General features: G+C 55.6%; 15 protein-coding genes, 1 CRISPR repeat array and 1 other annotated feature. All 15 genes read right to left on the reverse strand.

What is annotated here, in order from left to right; translation table 11 throughout:
- Positions 1 to 144 precede the first annotated feature (144 nt).
- Positions 145 to 1,149, reverse strand: a complete 1,005-nt coding sequence (cydB, locus tag J2Z49_RS12490) for a cytochrome d ubiquinol oxidase subunit II (protein ID WP_307403280.1) — start codon at positions 1,147 to 1,149, stop codon at positions 145 to 147.
- Complete coding sequence (locus J2Z49_RS12495) at positions 1,140 to 2,525, reverse strand: cytochrome ubiquinol oxidase subunit I (protein WP_307403281.1); 1,386 nt, start codon at positions 2,523 to 2,525, stop codon at positions 1,140 to 1,142. The genes cydB and J2Z49_RS12495 overlap by 10 nt, the downstream gene beginning before the upstream one ends.
- Before the next feature lie 399 nt (positions 2,526 to 2,924).
- Positions 2,925 to 3,188 (reverse strand): cell division protein ZapA, encoded by a 264-nt coding sequence (locus J2Z49_RS12500; RefSeq protein ID WP_307403282.1) that lies wholly within the window; start codon positions 3,186 to 3,188, stop codon positions 2,925 to 2,927.
- Positions 3,189 to 3,273: 85 nt separating this feature from the next.
- The gene (gene pheT / locus J2Z49_RS12505; RefSeq protein ID WP_307403283.1) at positions 3,274 to 5,700 is read right to left on the reverse strand and encodes a phenylalanine--tRNA ligase subunit beta; all 2,427 of its coding nucleotides are present in this window, start codon (positions 5,698 to 5,700) and stop codon (positions 3,274 to 3,276) included.
- A 22-nt stretch (positions 5,701 to 5,722) separates the two neighbouring features.
- Complete coding sequence (pheS, locus tag J2Z49_RS12510; protein WP_407650091.1) at positions 5,723 to 6,724, reverse strand: phenylalanine--tRNA ligase subunit alpha; 1,002 nt, start codon at positions 6,722 to 6,724, stop codon at positions 5,723 to 5,725.
- 240 nt (positions 6,725 to 6,964) lie between these two features.
- Positions 6,965 to 7,057 (reverse strand): YqzL family protein, encoded by a 93-nt coding sequence (locus J2Z49_RS12515; protein WP_072868310.1) that lies wholly within the window; start codon positions 7,055 to 7,057, stop codon positions 6,965 to 6,967.
- Between the two features lie 120 nt (positions 7,058 to 7,177).
- Positions 7,178 to 7,990, reverse strand: a complete 813-nt coding sequence (locus J2Z49_RS12520) for a TrmH family RNA methyltransferase (RefSeq protein ID WP_307403285.1) — start codon at positions 7,988 to 7,990, stop codon at positions 7,178 to 7,180.
- Positions 7,991 to 7,994: 4 nt separating this feature from the next.
- Entirely contained in the window at positions 7,995 to 8,639 is a 645-nt protein-coding gene (locus J2Z49_RS12525) for a potassium channel family protein (RefSeq protein WP_307403286.1), read from the reverse strand.
- A gap of 9 nt (positions 8,640 to 8,648) precedes the next feature.
- Complete coding sequence (locus J2Z49_RS12530; protein ID WP_456151690.1) at positions 8,649 to 9,986, reverse strand: TrkH family potassium uptake protein; 1,338 nt, start codon at positions 9,984 to 9,986, stop codon at positions 8,649 to 8,651.
- A gap of 170 nt (positions 9,987 to 10,156) precedes the next feature.
- Positions 10,157 to 10,516, reverse strand: a complete 360-nt coding sequence (gene rplT, locus J2Z49_RS12535; RefSeq protein WP_072868315.1) for a 50S ribosomal protein L20 — start codon at positions 10,514 to 10,516, stop codon at positions 10,157 to 10,159.
- Positions 10,517 to 10,546: 30 nt separating this feature from the next.
- Complete coding sequence (gene rpmI, locus J2Z49_RS12540) at positions 10,547 to 10,741, reverse strand: 50S ribosomal protein L35 (RefSeq protein WP_307403288.1); 195 nt, start codon at positions 10,739 to 10,741, stop codon at positions 10,547 to 10,549.
- Positions 10,742 to 10,757: 16 nt separating this feature from the next.
- Positions 10,758 to 11,312 (reverse strand): translation initiation factor IF-3, encoded by a 555-nt coding sequence (gene infC / locus J2Z49_RS12545; RefSeq protein ID WP_307403289.1) that lies wholly within the window; start codon positions 11,310 to 11,312, stop codon positions 10,758 to 10,760.
- A 241-nt stretch (positions 11,313 to 11,553) separates the two neighbouring features.
- Positions 11,554 to 13,464, reverse strand: coding sequence for a threonine--tRNA ligase (thrS, locus tag J2Z49_RS12550; RefSeq protein WP_307403290.1), 1,911 nt, complete (start codon positions 13,462 to 13,464; stop codon positions 11,554 to 11,556).
- A 46-nt stretch (positions 13,465 to 13,510) separates the two neighbouring features.
- Positions 13,511 to 13,753, reverse strand: a binding site (T-box leader).
- Positions 13,754 to 14,032: 279 nt separating this feature from the next.
- Positions 14,033 to 14,641, reverse strand: coding sequence for a DUF445 domain-containing protein (locus J2Z49_RS12555; RefSeq protein WP_307403291.1), 609 nt, complete (start codon positions 14,639 to 14,641; stop codon positions 14,033 to 14,035).
- An 81-nt stretch (positions 14,642 to 14,722) separates the two neighbouring features.
- Positions 14,723 to 15,601 carry a putative sporulation protein YtxC gene (gene ytxC / locus J2Z49_RS12560; RefSeq protein WP_307403293.1) on the reverse strand — a complete coding sequence of 293 codons (879 nt, stop codon included), beginning with the start codon at positions 15,599 to 15,601 and terminating at the stop codon, positions 14,723 to 14,725.
- 249 nt (positions 15,602 to 15,850) lie between these two features.
- Positions 15,851 to 18,636: a CRISPR direct-repeat array (repeat unit 37 nt; unit sequence GTTTCAATCCTCACCCGGCATGGAAGCCGGGTGCAAC).
- The last annotated feature ends 58 nt before the right edge of the window (positions 18,637 to 18,694 follow it).

Genomic DNA, 18,694 nt, shown 5'->3' on the forward strand with positions numbered 1-18,694 from the left:
TACCGTTGCAGGACCCAAAGGGGTGTATGGGCGGAGGCCGTCGCTAAGGAGCGGACGACCGCTGCCCAGGTAGTTATGACAGTATCTTAATGCTTAAAATGGACGGGGGATTTACTCTCCCGTCCGGATATTTCTTAAAGGGGTTTAGTACTCCAGGTGTTCCTTGCCAACCCGGTGGCGGAATACCCAGTACGTCCAGCCCTGGTATAGAAGCACGACGGGCACCAGGGTCAGGGCCACGATGGTCATCACCTTGAGGGTATAGGGACTGGAAGAGGCGTTGTAAATGGTCAGGCTCCACTGCGGGTACAGGCTGGAAACCATTACCCGGGGGAAAAGGGCGCTAAAGAACGCCACGGTTGAAAAAACAATGGCCAGACCGTTACCCACAAAAGCCAGGCCGTAACGGCCGGTGCGGGAAAGCCAGTAAGCGGCCAGCAATAACACCACCGCACCCCAGAAGGCAACCGTAGCACCCGCCCTGCCCGCAAGGCCGATTTGACTGTAGCTTAAGAACACCAGGAGAACAAGGGCCGGTGCGGCTACGGCTCCCACCAGCACGGCCGCCCGGCGGGCCCTCTCCTCCAGTTCCCCCCTGGTTTTGAGGGCCAGGAAGAGGGCGCCGTGGAAGGTAAAGAGCAGGAGCGTCGTCATCCCTCCTGCCAGGGTATAGGGAGACAAAAGATGCCAGAAGGTACCCACGTACTGCATCTGCCCGTTTATGGGCACTCCCCGGATCAGGTTGGTTATGGCCACGCCCCACAGCAGGGCGGGCAAAAGGCTGCCCACAAAGATCAGCCAATCCCACAGGCTGCGCCAGGATGGGCGGTCGTCCTTGCTGCGGAACTCAAAGGCTACCCCCCGCACGATCAGCGCCACCAGCATCAAGAATAGGGCCAGGTAAAAGCCGCTGAAAAGGGTGGCATACCAGTGGGGAAAGGCGGCAAAGATGGCCCCGCCGGCGGTGAGCAGCCACACTTCGTTGCCGTCCCAGAAGGGGCCGATGGTATTGATGAGCACCCGGCGCTCGCCGTCGTCCTTTCCCAAGAAGGGCAGCAAAATACCCACGCCGTAGTCAAAACCTTCCAGGAAGAAGTAGCCAATAAACAAAACGGTAATAAGGACAAACCAGAGAACGTTCAGGTCCATAACGACACCCCCTCGACATCCTCCACCCGGGGAACGGCAGGTGTTTCCCCGGGCCCTTTTTTCACCACTTTGACCAGGAGGTACACGTCCACTACTGCCAGCACTCCATACAGCAGGGTAAAAACAAGTAAAGTAGTCAACACGGCACCGGCGGAAACCACGGGAGAAACGGCCTCCTCCACCCGCTGGAGCCCGTAAACGATCCAGGGTTGGCGACCCACTTCAGCCATATACCAGCCGCTGGTATTGGCAATGTAGGGAAGGGGAATGCTAAATAAAAACGCCTTTAAAACCAGCGGCTTTGTTTCCAGCCTCCCCTTTCGCCACAGGTACAGGCTCAAAAGGGCGAGCAACAGCATCAATGCCCCGGCGGCCACCATAATGCGAAAACTCCAGAAGACGGAGGTTACCGGCGGGATGTAGTTGCCGGGTCCATACCTGTCTTCGTACGCCGCCTGAATTTCCTTGATTCCCTTGACCTCTCCGCTAAAGGAATTGTAAGACAGAAAGCTCAGCAAGTAGGGTATCTGGATCTCAAAGGGGTTGGTCTGTTGTTTCTCGTCAATTACAGCCACCAGGCTCATGGGAGCCGGGTCCCGGCTTTCCCACCGGGCCTCTGCCGCGGCCATCTTCATGGGCTGGGAGCTGACCAGATGTTGCCCCTGGAAATGTCCCACCGTAACTACCAGAAGGATGCTGATCACGCCGGAAATCAGGCCGAGCCGGAAGGAGCGGCGGAAAAAGTCCAGGTGGTTTTTGCGCAAAAGGTGATATGCGCTGATGCCCATAACGAAAAAGGCAGCAGTGGTAAAGCCGGCCAGGACGGTGTGGGGATACTGGTAGAGCACGTGGGGGTTGGTCAGTAAGGCGAAGAAACCGGTCATTTCCGCCCGGCCGTTGCGGATCACGTAGCCCACCGGTTCCTGCATAAAGGAATTGGCCACCAGGATCCAGAAAGCCGAGAGGTTGGACGCCAGGGCCACCAGCCATATGGCCGCGGCGTGAAGGGATTTAGAAAGCTTATCCCAGCCAAAGATCCACACGCCCAGAAAGGTGGACTCAAGGAAAAAGGCAGCCAGGGCTTCAACCGCCAGGGGTGCACCAAAGATATCGCCTACGAAGCGGGAATACTCCGACCAGTTCATGCCGAAATGGAATTCCTGCACGATCCCGGTTACCACCCCCATGGCAAAGTTGATCAGGAAAAGCTTCCCCCAGAACCGGGCCATTTGCCTGTATGTTTCATTACCCGTCCGGACGTAGATGGTTTCCATGATGGCCACCAGGACTGAAAGTCCCAGGGTCAGGGGGACAAAGAGGAAGTGGTAAACGGAGGTAATGGCAAACTGCCACCGGGCCAGTAAAAGCGCATCCATGTATTTTCCCTCCCCTTGTAACTAACTACTTGGCCTGCCACTAAACCGCCTTTCCAGTGACACAAGTCCCAATCCTTGAGGTCCCACCCCCTCCCCTTTGACGGGTAAACGAACAATTCCTGAGAAGCATTATCTATACTGTTTAAGTATACTTTTGAAGAACTAAAAACCCCTCATTCGATGACGCCTGCTCCCTTACTCTTTTAACCAGGACAAAGGCAACAAGGCTGCCGACCAATAAATAGAGGTAATAGTAACGAATCTCATATTTTATACCCGATCAGTACAGATTTATTCCCATTATAACCCTTACCTTTTTGTCTGTCAAGTTTTTCCCTCCCATCCACAAAAAAACCGCCTGCAACAATGAGGGCAGGCGGACAATCACAGAACCAAAGCCTATTTTGCTCTTCTGTCCATCTCCAAAAGTTCGGCCAGCTCGTCGTATTCCTTCTGCAGCTTCATCAGTTCATCGGCAATGTTCAGGGCAGTGAGCAGTGCAGCTTTGGACAACCCCAAGCGAGGGTTGCGGGTTACTACCTGGCGTATTTTCTTGTTAACATACTGGGCCAGCATCCGCAGGTATTCCTCCGGTTCATCGCCCTTTAAAACATAGTATTCGCCAAAAATTTCCACCTCAACCCGGGTTTCCTGCTTGCCCATAGCCGTTCCCCCTGGTTTTCAAATTTTTGCTCTTTTCGGCGTTGACCGGGGAAACTCCTGCCGGCACGACAATTTTTTCTTACTTTTACTTTCTCAGTTCAGCTCCCAGCTCCCTGACCAGGGCGCCGGATAAGGCGTCAATTTGAGCGGTTACTTCCGCGTCGGTAAGGGTGCGGTCGTCGGCCTGGAAATGCAGGGAAAAGGCCAGGCTGCGGCAACCCTCCCTCACCTGCTCTCCTTCATAAACATCAAACAGTTCCACCGACCGCAGCAGATGGCCGCCGGCCCGGCGAATCACCCGCAGCACATCGGCCGCCGGAACTTCCCGGCTCACCACCAGGGCTATATCCCTCTTCACGCCGGGGAAACGGGGCAGGGGACGGTACCGGGGCGGCTTGCCGGCCAGGGCAAGCATAGCGGCCAGGTCCACCTCAAAGGCGCACACCCGCACATCCAGCTCATATTCCTCCAGCACATCGGGGTGCAACTCTCCCACTATCCCCAACGTTTCCCCCTGCGCCTTGATCCGGGCGGCGCGACCGGGATGGAAGGCGGGGTTTTCCTTTTCCCTCTCGAAGGTCAGGCCGGGCAGGCCCAGTTTTGCGGCCAGCACTTCCAGAACCCCTTTGAGGTAATAGAAATCCAGGGGCGTAGCCGGCCGGTTCCACCCCGCGGCCCCCTGGCCCATGGCCGCCGCGGCCAGCATCGGGCGCTCCTCGGGAAGGGCTTCCCCGCCCTGGGGAAGGAATACCCGGCCCACCTCAAAAATGGCCCCGCTGGTTACCCGGCGGTTAAAATTGCGCTCCAGTACCTCTAAAAGGCCGGGTAAGAGCATGGTGCGCATGACCGATTGCTCCACGGAAAGGGGGTTTTGCAGCTTCAACGTATGGCGCAAGGGGCTGTCCTGTGGCACCTTAAACCGGTCAAATACTGCCGGATTTACAAAACTGTACGTAACCACCTCGGTCAGGCCGCATTCCACCAGGACCTCTTTTAAACGCTTGAGCAGTGACTGCTCCCTTGTCCTCGCCCCCCGGGTGGTGGCTCCAAAGGGCAGGGTAGCCGGTACCCGGTCATAACCGTGCAGCCTGGCCACTTCTTCGATCAGGTCGATCTCCAGGTTGATGTCCACCCGGTAGCCGGGGACGTTTACCAGCAGGTCCTGACCGGCATCCTGAACCGTAAAGCCGAGACGGGTCAAGAGGTTAGCCGTCTCTTCCCGGGGAATGTCCGCCCCCAGTATGTATCCCACCCGCTCGGGACGCAGGATGATGGGCTTTCTGGCCACCGGGGAGGGGTAATTATCCACCGCACCGGCCACCACATCCCCGGCACCAATTTCCACCAGCAGGTAAGCGGCCCGGTTGGCGGCAGCCAGGCATCCTTCCAGATCGATCCCTTTTTCAAAACGGCTTGAAGACTCGGAACGCAGGCCCAGGGCCCGGGATGTACGGCGGATACTGGTGGGATGGAAGTAAGCCGATTCCAGCAGGACAGTGGTGGTGTTCTCCGTTACCTCGGTATCCAGCCCTCCCATCACCCCGGCCACAGCCACCGCTCCACCGGGATCAGCAATGACCAGCATTTCAGGTTCCAGGTACCGTTCCGACCCGTCCAGGGTAACGATTACTTCCCCCGCGTGGGCCCGGCGGACAATGATGTGGCCGTCCCTCAACTTATCGTAATCAAAGGCATGCAGGGGCTGGCCCAGCTCCAGCATGACATAGTTGGTAATGTCCACGACATTGCTGATGGGGCGAATGCCGGCAGCCCGCAGGCGTTCCTGCATCCATAAGGGTGAGGGTCCCACCCTCACATTGGTGAAAAGCCTGGCCACGTAGCGCCGGCAGAGCCCGGGCTCCACAATGTCCACCCGCACCCGCCCCTCAAGGGAGCTACCCGGTATTTCTTGAACTTCCAGCCGGGGGAAACGCAGGGGCTGCCCCAACAAGGCGGCCACTTCCCGGGCTACCCCAATCATGGACAGGCAGTCGCCCCGGTTGGGGGTAAGATCCAGCTCGAAAATGACATCATCCAGCCCGAGGACCGGCCGGATATCCAACCCCAGGGGGGTATCTGCAGGGAGGATCATAATTCCGTGTGCCTGGTCGGCGGGTATGGTCTTGGGGTCAAGACCAAGTTCCTGGCCGGAACAGAGCATGCCCCGGGACTCCACCCCCCGCAGCCTGGCCCGTTTGATTACCAGCCCCCCGGCCAGCCGCGCCCCTTCCAGGGCTACGGGAACCACGTGCCCTTCCCGGACGTTGGTGGCACCGGTTACGATCTGCCGGGGCTCCGGCTCACCGGTAGAAACAAGACAAATCACCAGTTTATCGGCATTGGGGTGAGGTTCTATTTTGACAATGCGCCCGGTAACCACGTTGCTGATCTCTTTTCCCGGCTCCTCCAGGCCTTCCACGGCCAGGCCGGCCATGGTCAGCCGCTCGGCCAGTTCCACCGGGCTGATGGGTATATCCACATATTCTTGCAGCCATTTAAACGAAACCCGCAAAGCTAAATCCTTCTCCTTTCAACTAAAACTGGGCCAGGAAACGCAGATCGTTGTCAAAGAAAAGGCGCAGGTCATCTATGCCGTATTTGAGCATGGCGATGCGCTCCACACCCATGCCGAAGGCAAAGCCGGTAACCTCCGCTGAGTTATAGCCGGACATTTCCAGAACCCGGGGGTGAACCATGCCGCAGCCCAGGATTTCCAACCAGCCGGTGTGGGAGCATACCCGGCACCCGCGCCCCCCGCACATGACACAGGATATATCCACCTCGGCGCTTGGTTCGGTAAAGGGGAAGTAGCTGGGCCGGAAACGGGTACGGGTGCCGGCACCAAACATTTCCCGGGCAAAAACCTCCAACACTCCTTTTAAGTCACCAAAGGTTATCCGCCGGTCCACGGCCAGCCCTTCCACCTGGTGGAACATGGGCGAGTGGGTGGCATCGTCATCCCGCCGGTAAACTTTCCCCGGGGCAATGATTTTTACCGGCACCGCCGGCGCAGTGCGCTCCATGGTGCGTACCTGCACCGGAGAGGTATGGGTGCGCAGGAGCACCTCCGGACCAATGAAAAAGGAGTCCTGCATGTCCCGGGCCGGGTGGTCCTTGGGCAGATTCAGGGCCTCAAAGTTGTAATAGTCCAGTTCCACCTCGGGTCCCTCGGCAATGGAAAACCCCAGCCCCAGGAAGATTTCCTCGATTTCCTCCTGCACGGTAGTAAGGGGGTGCTTTTTACCCAGTAAAAAGGGTGTCCCCGGAAGGGTCACATCAATGCTCTCAGCCGCCAGGCGCGCCCGCTTAACCCGGGCTTTAATTTCCGCCGTACGCTCTGCCAGTTCATTTTCCAGGACTTCCCGGATGCTGTTGGCCAGCTGGCCGATCCTTGGCCTTTCTCCGGCCGGCAAAGCGCTCATCCCCCGCAGCACCCTGGTAAGTTCACCTTTTTTGCCCAGGTACCGGATGCGGATTTCCTCCAGGGTTTCCAGGCTATCCGCCCGGGCCAGAGCCTCTTTTGCCTCGGCCGCCATTTTATGTAACTGTTCTTCCAAGACTTTTCCTCCTTTTTACCCTCTCTTCTCTTCAAAAAACATAAAAACCGCCCCTTTTTCGGGACGGAAATTGTTCCTTGTCGCGGTACAACCCTTATTGTTTATGCCCAGACGAAACCTTCAATCCGCACAATGGAGAATTAAACTGCCAAGCGTCCCACAATGTAGATTACTGTCAAAGGGGTGACCGTTCATTATTATTATTTTCAAACCAGGCCCTTAATGCACGGCCAGCCTCCGGTACAGGATGTAGGCTCGGATAGAACCAGTCGCCTCGAACAGCCTCCAAAAAAATTCGGCGGTTAAAAACATTTAACCACGACCTTTCCTCTTTTTTGGGGACCCTTCGCAGTTGATTATATCACAAGCCCTTTCTTAAAACAAGGAAGTTTCCAGAAAAATTCGGGAACAGGCTGGTACCGTAGGCGCGCTTTAAGGCCCGGTCTGGTCTTGACCGCAGCTCATCCGCTGGCGCACCGCTTCATAAAGCATGATGGAAGCGGCTGCAGCCACATTCAGGGACTCGGCCCGGCCGGGCATGGGAATGGTGGCCAGGAAATCAGCACGCTCAAGCAACCACGGGGAAAGTCCCCTGGCCTCATTGCCTACCGCCAGGACCACGGGACCGGTCATGTCCACAACGGGCAGGGGAATACCGCCGGCGGGAACACCGGCCACCAGCATAAAGCCGGCCGCCCTTAAACGGGTCAGCACATCCTCCCCTTCCCGTACGGCCGCTACGGGCAGGTGAAAAAGGGAACCCATGGTAGCCCGGATGGTTTTGGGATTGTACAAATCCACCGTCCCGGGAAACAGGATCACTCCACCCGCACCCGCGGCGTCGGCACTGCGGATAATGGTGCCCAGGTTACCCGGATCCTGCACGCTGTCTACCAGCAATAAAAGGGATGGCCCTGCCGCCAGGGTTTCCTCCAGGGTGTAGCCGGGTTTTTCCACCACGGCCAGCACCCCCTGGGGAGTAGCCGTATCGGCCAATTCCGCCAGCAGCTTTTCCTCCACCGGCAAGAGTTGTACCCCCCGCTCCCGGGCTGCTTCAAGAAGAACAGCGGCCCGTTCGCTCCCGGACGGGCTATAAACAAGCATTTTTACCGGCCACCCGGACGCAAGTGCCTCCTCTACCAGGCGCACACCTTCCAGAAGAAAGTGCCCCTCCTTATCCCGCTGGCTCCGGCGGGCCAACCGGCGAAGATACCTGACCTGCGGGTTGGCTTTGCTGCGGGTCATGGAACTAGCCCCCGAGGGTTCTCAGCTTCTCGTTGCGCCCCAGGGCCACCAGGATATCTCCTTCATTAATGACCTGCCTGGCACCGGGGGAAATGATAATCTCCTCACCGCGACGGATGGCCAGGACGGTAACACCGTACTCCCGGCGCATGGCCGATTCCTGCAGGGTTTTGCCCACAAACTCGGGGGGAGCCATAAGCTCAACAATACTGTAATCAGGAGAGAGATTGATCTGGTCCAGGATATTTTTGGAGACCAGGGCATGGGCCACCCGCACCCCCATATCCCGCTCGGGGAAGACCACCATATCGGCCCCCACCTTTTGTAACACTTTGCCGTGAAGTTCGGTGACCGCCTTGGCCACTACCCGGGGAACACCCATTTCCTTGAGCATAACGGTGACCAGAATGCTGGACTGTACTTCCTGGCCAATGGCCACAATGACCACATCAAAATTTCTCAGGCCCAGGGATTTCAGCGCCTGCTCATCCATGGCATCCACACAGACGGCGTAGGTAACCTCGTCGGTAATGGCATTTACCCGCTCTTCGTTGGTGTCCACCGCCAGGACGTCATAACCCATGCGGGCAAGGGTCCTGGCCACGCTGGAACCAAACCGCCCCAACCCGATGACGGCAAATTGTTTCATGATCCACCCCTACCCCACCATAATTTTTTCTTCGGGATACCGCACAGCAGTTTTGCGCCGGCGCTGGGCAAAGGCATAGGCCAGGGTCAGGGGGCCAAGGCGGCCGGCAAACATGGTCAGGATAATGGCCACCCGGCCCAGGGGAGTCAGGTGCGGAGTCAAGCCCATGCTCAGGCCGACGGTACCAAATGCGGAAACGGTTTCAAACAAAGCGGCCAGGAAATCACCGCCTTCGGTAACACTTAAAAGCAGGGTTACCGTGCTTACCAGCAGAATGGCCCACAGGGTAACCGAAAGGGCCTTATAAACCTGCCACGGCGGGATGCGCCGGCGGAAAACCTCCACATCCTCCTTTCCCTTGCTTAAAGACCAGAGGGTAATTCCCAGAAGGGCAAAGGTGGTGGTTTTGATCCCACCACCGGTGGAACCGGGAGAGGCCCCTATAAACATCAGGATAATTATGAGAAACTGGGTAGCTGGATTCAAATGTCCAATGTCCACAGTGTTGAAGCCGGCCGTACGGGGGGTAACGGCCTGAAAATAAGAGGCCAGGATCTTCCCGGATAAAGGCAAATCGCGCAGGATATGTCCCCACTCCAGCAGGCCAAAGAGGAGGGCACCACAGAAAATGAGCCATCCGGTTACCCGCAGGACCAGTTTGGTGTGCACGGACAGGCGGCGGGTGCGCGGGTAGTTGTAGAGTTCCATAACCGTGGAAAAACCCAGCCCACCCAAAATAATGAGAGTGGTCACGGATAGGGTAACTACCGGATCGCTTACATACCCGGTAAGGCTCCTGAAATCCCCCAGCAGATCAAAACCGGCGTTGTTAAAGGCCGAAACGGCATGAAAAATACCCAACCACAGGCAGCGGGGGAAACCGTAATCAAAGTAAAACCGCAGGGATAAAACTACGGCGAAAAATCCTTCGGTGAACACGGTAAAAAGTAATACGGCCCGCACCAGCCGGACCACTCCCGCCACCCGCAACTGGTTTAAGGACTCCTGAATGATCAGGCGCTCTTTGAGACCGATGCGCCTGCCCATGAGGATAAAAAATAAGGTGGCCATGCTCATGAAACCCAGCCCGCCAATTTGAATCAGGGCCAGGATGACCGCCTGGCCAAAGGTAGACCAGTAAGTACCGGTATCCACCACCACCAGGCCGGTAACACACACCGCGGAAGTGGCGGTAAACAGGGCGGTGAGAAAATCCGTGTACGTACCGGAGCGGCTGGAAACAGGCAGCATGAGCAACAGGGTACCCGCCAGAATTACCCCGGCAAATCCCAGTACCAGTACCTGAGGAGGGCTCAATTGCAACGGAAAGCCCTTTTTCGTATCCATACGGACCGTTTTGCGCCTGAAGTCCAACGAAATCTACCTTCTTAAAGTAACTTTTTACAAAGGATATTATAGAAAAGTACTGGTAAAAAGTCCACAAAAAACTAAGAGCATGGTTATCACCATGCTTAGTTTTTGCGTTGGAAATTTAAAAATACTGCTGGATTATTAAGTTAAGAGCCCACCTTGGATTTGGCCACTTCCACCAGTTGCCCGAAGGCCCGGGCATCGTTAACGGCCAGGTCGGCCAGCATTTTGCGGTTAATTTCCACCCCGGCCTTGCGCAGGCCGTTCATCAAGCGGCTGTAAGTGATGCCATTCATCCGGGCGGCAGCATTGATGCGGGCAATCCATAGCCTGCGGAAATCCCGCTTTCTGGCCCGCCGGTCGCGGTAGGCATAGGCCAGGGATTTCATAACCTGCTGCCGGGCTATCCGGTAAAGCTTGCTTTTAGCCCCCCGGTATCCCCGGGCCAGTTTGAGAATCTTTTTGTGTCGCTTGCGGGATACCACACTGCTTTTGGCGCGTGGCATGGTCATCTCCTCCTCGAAAATTGTTGGGCACTAGTAGGGGAGCAGCCTCTTGAGCCTCTTCCTATCAGAGGCACTGACCAGACCGGCCTGGGCCAGCCTGCGCTTGCGCCGGGCACTCTTTTTACCCAGCAGGTGACTGTGAAAAGCATGCATGCGCTTGACTTTGCCGGTACCGGTTTTCTTGAACCGCTTGGCTGCACCACGATGCGTCTTGAGCTTGGGCAAGGAAGGCAACTCCTTTCTATCCTTGTTGAATTTCTGGTTGAGCTTCCGGTTTGTTTTCCTGCTTGCTTTCCGGCTTGATGTCCGGCCGCGGAGACAGGATCATCACCATATTTTTTCCTTCCAATTTGGGTTGTCTTTCAATAATGGATAAGTCCTTAACCTGTTCGGCCAGGCGCAGTAAAAGCTGGTGCCCGAGCTGGGTATGCATAATTTCCCGGCCGCGGAACATAATGGTGGCTTTGACCTTGTCGCCGTCTCTTAAAAACCGGGCCGCATTCCTGGCCTTGACCTGAAAGTCATGCTCCTCAATACTTGGGCGCAGCTTGACTTCCTTGATGTTCACGATACGCTGCTTCTTCTTGGCCTCTTTTTCCCGTTTGCTCTGCTCATACTTATACTTGCCGTAATCCATCAGCCGGCAAACCGGGGGTTTGGCCTGGGGGGCAATTTCCACCAGATCAAGCTGTCTTTCCTCCGCCAGCCGCAGGGCTTCCCGTACGGGCATGATACCGAGCTGGTTACCCGAGGGGTCAACGACCCTTACTTCCCTGGCCCGAATTTCCTCATTCACCCGGAAGTTTTTGGTAATATTTATGCACCTCCTGGAATTTTAAAAAATAAAAACGGGCATACCCCACCCGCTTAAAGCCAAAACGAACTATGGCAGCACAAACCCCGAGACAACCTCTATCCGGGCGTCATGGGGTGAGAAGCGGATGGCTTCTACTTCAAGTAGTTTTATCTTACCAATTATAGCATGGCTGCAAGCCCCGGTCAAGTGGCCTGAAAACAACCCACCCCTTCATACTTTATTAATTAATAGCTTTAGTGCGGATTTCCTCCAGAATGCGGGCGACAAATTCCTCCAGGGGTTGGGCCCCCTCGTCCCCCCGGGCGCGGTGGCGCACCGCCACGGTGCCTTCCCGGGCCTCCTTGTCACCCACCACCAGCATGTAGGGTATTTTTTGTGCCTGGGCCTCACGGATTTTGTAATTTACCTTTTCATTGCGGGCGTCCAGCTCTACCCTGATGTTTTCCTTTTCCAGCCGCTCCACCACCTGACGGGCATAGCCGGCATGCCGGTCGGCAATGGGCAGAACCCTGACCTGGACCGGGGCCAGCCAGGTGGGAAAGGCGCCGGCAAAATGTTCGGTCAGGATGCCGATAAAACGTTCAATGCTGCCGAACACCACCCGGTGGATCATCACGGGACGGTGCTTCTGGCCGTCCTCGCCCACATAGGTGAGGTCAAACTTCTCGGGCATGAGGAAATCCAGTTGAATGGTGCCGCACTGCCAGGTGCGCCCCAGGCAGTCCTCCAGGTGGAAATCAATCTTCGGCCCGTAAAAGGCCCCGTCCCCTTCATTTACTTTATACTTCATCCCCCTGGCCTTCAAGGCCTCCTCCAGGGCGCTGGTGGCTATCTCCCAGATCTCGTCGGAGCCCATGGATTTTTCGGGGCGGGTGGAGAGTTCCACATTATATTTAAAACCAAAGATGCTGTAGAAATAATCCACCAGGTCAATGACCCCGATGATCTCTTCCCGGATTTGGGAGGGGAGCATGAAGATGTGAGCATCGTCCTGGGTAAAGCAGCGCACCCGCATGAGCCCGTGGAGCACCCCGGAAAGCTCGTGGCGGTGCACCAGACCCAGTTCCGCCAGGCGAATGGGCAGTTCCCGGTAGCTGTGCAGGCGGCTCTTGTACACCAGGATGCCCCCCGGGCAGTTCATGGGCTTGATGGCGTATTCCACGTCATCGATGCGGGTGAAGTACATGTTTTCCCGGTAGTGCTCCCAGTGCCCCGACCTTTCCCACAGGGACCGGTTCAAGATAACCGGCGTGCGGATTTCCTGGTAACCCCGCTTGTAATGCTCTTCCCGCCAGAATTGCTCCAATTGATTGCGCAGGACCATGCCCCTGGGATGGAAAAAGGGAAAGCCCGGCCCTTCCTCCTGGATGCTGAACAGGTCCAGCTCCGCGCCCAGCTTGCGGTGATCCCGGCGTTTGGCCTCTTCAATACGGAAGAGATATTCTTCAAGCTGGGATTTCTTAGGAAAAGCGGTGCCGTAAATGCGCTGGAGCATCTTATTTCTCTCGTCGCCCCGCCAGTAAGCCCCGGCCACGGAAGTAAGCTTGAAGGCTTTCAACCTGCCGGTTGACGGAATGTGGGGACCGGCGCAGAGGTCCACGAATTCACCCTGCTGGTAACAGGAAATTACCGCATCTCCCGGCAGCTCATTGATAAGCTCCACCTTATAAATTTCCCCGGCGGTAGAAAACCGCTGCAGCGCTTCTTCCCGGGACACTTCAAAACGGGTAAAGGGCAAATCTTCTTTAATGATAGCCTGCATTTCTTTTTCAATTTTCTCCAGGTCCGCAGGTGTGAAGGGCTTTTCCGCATCAAAATCGTAGTAAAATCCATCGGCAATAGCGGGACCGATGGCCAGCTTGACCTCCGGGAAGAGACGCTTCACGGCCTGGGCCATGACATGGGCGGCGCTGTGGCGGAAAGCATCCCGCCCCGGCTCATCTTCAAAGGTGTAGAACTCAACGGCGGCATCCCTGTGTAGAGGGTAGCTCAAGTCCACCAGCCGCCCGTCCACTGCCGCCACCAGGGCTTCCTTGCCCAGGCGGGGGCTGATGTCCTGCGCTATGCGGCTCAAAGGAGTACCGGGTTCGTATTCCCGCACGGAACCATCCTTTAATGTTACTTTGATCATAGAAGAACCCCTTTCTTTTAATACCGAAATAAAAAAACGTCCCTGTTTCAGGGACGAAATAATCCGCGGTTCCACCCTGCTTGGCGACCAAAAGGTAAAAAAAGCCCGCCCGCCTCAAAGGTGGTAACGGTCCTCACCGGCCCCGCTTACTCACCACGTGTCACAGCGTTCGGCAGGGCAGTTCCGGGGTGGTTTTCAGCCCGTCCCATCCGGGGATGCTTCCAGCCGCGGCATCCCCTCTCTGGGGATGGGCGTTTCAGGGCCTACTCTTCCCCTTCATCACCATTTCACTATTTGTAACGTTCACTTCGTTTTAAGTCACAATTATACTGTCGATCAGGAAATATTTGCCGTGCCGCCTTTGCAGCACCGGTATCCCGGTCCGGAACGAACTGCGGTAGCCGGCGCGAAGCACTGGAATAAACGAGCCAGCGCTGCATCCAACCGCGTTCCCTGAATATCAATATTTACGTTGATCACTTTGTCCTTCGTTATTATATTGAGGTTTGAAGACTATGTCAACCACAGCAGCCCGGGGGCACCCATCAACAACAGAATGCAATAATAACTATAACAACTTACCCGGCAGCAGAAAAACCCCTGCCTGCAAAAGACCAATGATGAACCCCAGCACTCCTCCCAGGATCTCGATATGCCTCAGTTCCCGGGAAGAGACAGTAGTGATAATTTGCTCCAACTGATCCAGCGAAAAACTATTTACCTGCTCCTCCACTACCCTGGACAAACATAACTCTACTTTTAGCTTTTCTCCAAAGCGGTCTACGAGTTCATTAACCAGGGGTGGCAGTTCCCTCCTGATCTGTTCGGCCAGGGCGTCGGAAATCATTCGCCGCAGGGACAGGGGTAAAAAACCGGGCAGCCTGTCCATCACCCGGGCGCGGACTGCCGTATTCACGGAAGAGACCAGGTCCTCGTTTAATTGTTCTGAGCGCAGGTAGTTGAGGAGTCGTTCCTTGGGAAGCAGTTGCTCCTCAATTACCCTGCCGATAACCCTGGCCAGCTCGCCACGCCTTTTGGGCACCACCCCCTGGATGGTGTAACCAAGCACACGAACTGGTTTGTAGGGTCGAAAAATCAGCCGTACCGCCAGCCAGTTGGTCAGCCACCCGATCAGCGCCCCCACTACCGGCAACAGCACGGCCTGTGTCCAATGCAAATCTTTCTCACCCCGTTCCGGCGCTCCTGAAAGAAATATATCAGAACAAATATACCAGAACAAAAAAAAACGGGCAACAAATTATTTTTCTCGACATAAGGAGCAGCCGGTGCACTCCCTTACACGGCCAAAAAAGACCAGGTTGATCGTTTCCATGATGGTGTTTTTCTGCTCGCAGGCCGGGTTATGAATGACAATTTGCTTGGGCGCCAGGGTAATTAAGGTGCTGATCAGCATGTCCTCATAATTAATTTCCCCTTCCGTCAAATCCATAAACAAATTTTCCAGGTAGTCTACCCTGAGGGCCTGTTTTCGCCCGTCTAAAAGTCGAAACGCCCCACCGGGCAGCTTGAGCACATGTACCAGTTCAACCCGGGATTCTTGAATTTCCACAAAATATTTAAGCAGGTGGATAAATTCCTGATACTCCCTTTCCATCAGGAAGTCGTCCACTGCCCTTTCCACGGCCTGCTCCAATTCTTCCACATAGTCCTTAAGCCGGAAGCGGATAAAACCTTCAACAATGATCTGGTTATTATGCCTCAAAAAATCCAGAATCTTTTCCATAATTCTTTTTTTAAACAGTTGCTGGTAAACTGCTTTTTGCCCGCCCCGGCCATAACCCAGGTGATTCAAGGCATACTTAAAAATGTTTTGCCGTTCCTCCTCGTTGAAGTAGTAGTAGTTCTCCCTGATCATATCCTTTAGCAGCAACTTCTGCCACTGGCCCAAAATTAAATCAGAAAGGGAGCGGGCAATATGATGGCGGATAATTGCCTGGATGTCTCCCCTTTTCCCTCCACCGGGCATTACCTGGCAGGACACAAAGTTAAACCTGCCGGCCGAGCTCTCTTTCAGCCTTACCTTCAGTCCCTCTTTTTCTAAATTTCTTATTTCCCGTCCCAGCCGAACTTTAATGAGATCTATGTGCCGGGCAGTCCCGATGGAGATGTCTGCCATCAATTTCACCGTCCTTTCTGTTCTAGTATATGTGCGGCTAAAAACCGGTATACAACCAGCCTTTCCCGTAATAATGTGGTTTTTCAGAGTATTATAATGTAGTTTTTCAAAATTCTTTCGGCCCATAATCCACGGAGAAGGGTACTAAAAAGCCCTCCAGGTCCATAATGCGTTCCCCTGGAGGGCTGTTTTTGTTTTCAAGCTGTTTTTTGCCAAAAGCGCCCGGGCGGCGGAGCGGCAGATGTTTATGTTTTAATCCTCACCCGGCATGGAAGCCGGGTGCAACCTTAGCATGAAGGTTTGGGAGATTCGCAAGATCGGGTTTCAATCCTCACCCGGCATGGAAGCCGGGTGCAACGGACAAAGAAGAGCGGCTCTCGGACTGGTCTAAAGTTTCAATCCTCACCCGGCATGGAAGCCGGGTGCAACATGAGGTGCTAAAGCAAAAATATGAGCAGGAAGAGAAGTTTCAATCCTCACCCGGCATGGAAGCCGGGTGCAACTTTCTGCCAGGTTCCTTTCCGGCAGTCAATTTCGATGTTTCAATCCTCACCCGGCATGGAAGCCGGGTGCAACCTGACCTGCCGAAACCAAAGACGTAAAGGCATCAGGAGTTTCAATCCTCACCCGGCATGGAAGCCGGGTGCAACTATCGTGGAGTAGTACTGGGGTGAAGATGTATAAGTTTCAATCCTCACCCGGCATGGAAGCCGGGTGCAACCTTCTGGTTTGGCGACATCCGCAAGGTAACCGGCCAGGTTTCAATCCTCACCCGGCATGGAAGCCGGGTGCAACTGAAGTCGGATTCGATTGTTAGGTTTAGGACACTGTTTCAATCCTCACCCGGCATGGAAGCCGGGTGCAACCCGTGGTGGGAGCACTGATGGGTTATGTGGCTATTGTTTCAATCCTCACCCGGCATGGAAGCCGGGTGCAACACTACCTCGAAGCCAGCTTCAATCATCCCCAGGCTGTTTCAATCCTCACCCGGCATGGAAGCCGGGTGCAACGGCCTTAACTTCTTCCAGGTTCCGTCTGATCTCCTGTTTCAATCCTCACCCGGCATGGAAGCCGGGTGCAACTTCGCCGTCATGCGACTTAGGGCTCCCGGGTTGCTGTTTCAATCCTCACCCGGCATGGAAGCCGGGTGCAACCACACACCCACCAGCCCGGCACCAGACGCACCAGAGGTTTCAATCCTCACCCGGCATGGAAGCCGGGTGCAACATGGGAGGAGATACTGGGCAAACCGCTTTCGCAGGTTTCAATCCTCACCCGGCATGGAAGCCGGGTGCAACCAGGCGGGGGAAGTACATCCAGAGAGCCAGGAAGAGTTTCAATCCTCACCCGGCATGGAAGCCGGGTGCAACGTTACGCCGGCCGGCGGAATGTCATGGATCCCCGGTTTCAATCCTCACCCGGCATGGAAGCCGGGTGCAACGTCGTACTGCGACTTTGCCATGTCGCTCTGGTACGTTTCAATCCTCACCCGGCATGGAAGCCGGGTGCAACGCAAGCACTACTCAGCACCCCCTAAAAGCCTCCTCGTTTCAATCCTCACCCGGCATGGAAGCCGGGTGCAACGCGTCATCGAGTTGGCCGACCTCCGGGAGAGGATGTTTCAATCCTCACCCGGCATGGAAGCCGGGTGCAACGGGGAAATCGTATCATGCACTATGTGCGGGATTGCAGTTTCAATCCTCACCCGGCATGGAAGCCGGGTGCAACGATTATCATTTGTGTTTTATTACGTTTACACTGAGGTTTCAATCCTCACCCGGCATGGAAGCCGGGTGCAACGGCCGACGTTTACTCCATGGTGGACAATCCTTTCCTGTTTCAATCCTCACCCGGCATGGAAGCCGGGTGCAACGGGCAGGACCCGGGAGCCGTGGCCAACGACCTGCAAGAGTTTCAATCCTCACCCGGCATGGAAGCCGGGTGCAACTCCAGGCTTTCACCAAGACCAACGTTGTTGATGATGTTTCAATCCTCACCCGGCATGGAAGCCGGGTGCAACTAGCAGGTAGCATGCTACCTGTCAAGAGGTTTTTGTTTCAATCCTCACCCGGCATGGAAGCCGGGTGCAACCCTTTCTCCCTGCCTTTACCCCCGGCAGGGTGGGGTTTCAATCCTCACCCGGCATGGAAGCCGGGTGCAACACCTTTTGCAATACGGGTTGTTTTAGACGTAACTGGTTTCAATCCTCACCCGGCATGGAAGCCGGGTGCAACCCCCGATATCGCAGACATCGTGGCTGAAGTGGTCTACGTTTCAATCCTCACCCGGCATGGAAGCCGGGTGCAACTACTGGCACCACCCCGGCTGATGAAGTATTAGCGGTTTCAATCCTCACCCGGCATGGAAGCCGGGTGCAACGACTTCGGGGGTACCGCGGGAGAAAACCGCCGCATGTTTCAATCCTCACCCGGCATGGAAGCCGGGTGCAACAACAAAATGCCTCTCAGACGCACAGAAATGGCCCTGGTTTCAATCCTCACCCGGCATGGAAGCCGGGTGCAACACCCGCCAACCGTACCGGCGGACGAGTTCAACAAAGTTTCAATCCTCACCCGGCATGGAAGCCGGGTGCAACGTATATACGGTATCAAGGAAAAATAAAAGACCCGGTTTCAATCCTCACCCGGCATGGAAGCCGGGTGCAACATCATGTTCCTGGATGTGCGTCGTTGCTATGATGATGGGTTTCAATCCTCACCCGGCATGGAAGCCGGGTGCAACAGGGGGGAATATTTGGGTGAAGCCCGAAACTAAAGTTTCAATCCTCACCCGGCATGGAAGCCGGGTGCAACACGGAACTCCTACTAAACGCTTCCCCTCAGAATTTGTGTTTCAATCCTCACCCGGCATGGAAGCCGGGTGCAACCGCCCCTGGGCAAACGGAATTACCCTAACTCGAAACGTTTCAATCCTCACCCGGCATGGAAGCCGGGTGCAACCTCCTCCTTTCTCCCTGCCTTTACCCCCGGCAGGGTGGGTTTCAATCCTCACCCGGCATGGAAGCCGGGTGCAACTCCTTTGTGCAACAATGCGGGGAAATTGTCATATGGTTTCAATCCTCACCCGGCATGG

The organism is Desulfofundulus luciae (assembly GCF_030813795.1).
Lineage (GTDB): Bacteria > Bacillota > Desulfotomaculia > Desulfotomaculales > Desulfovirgulaceae > Desulfofundulus > Desulfofundulus luciae.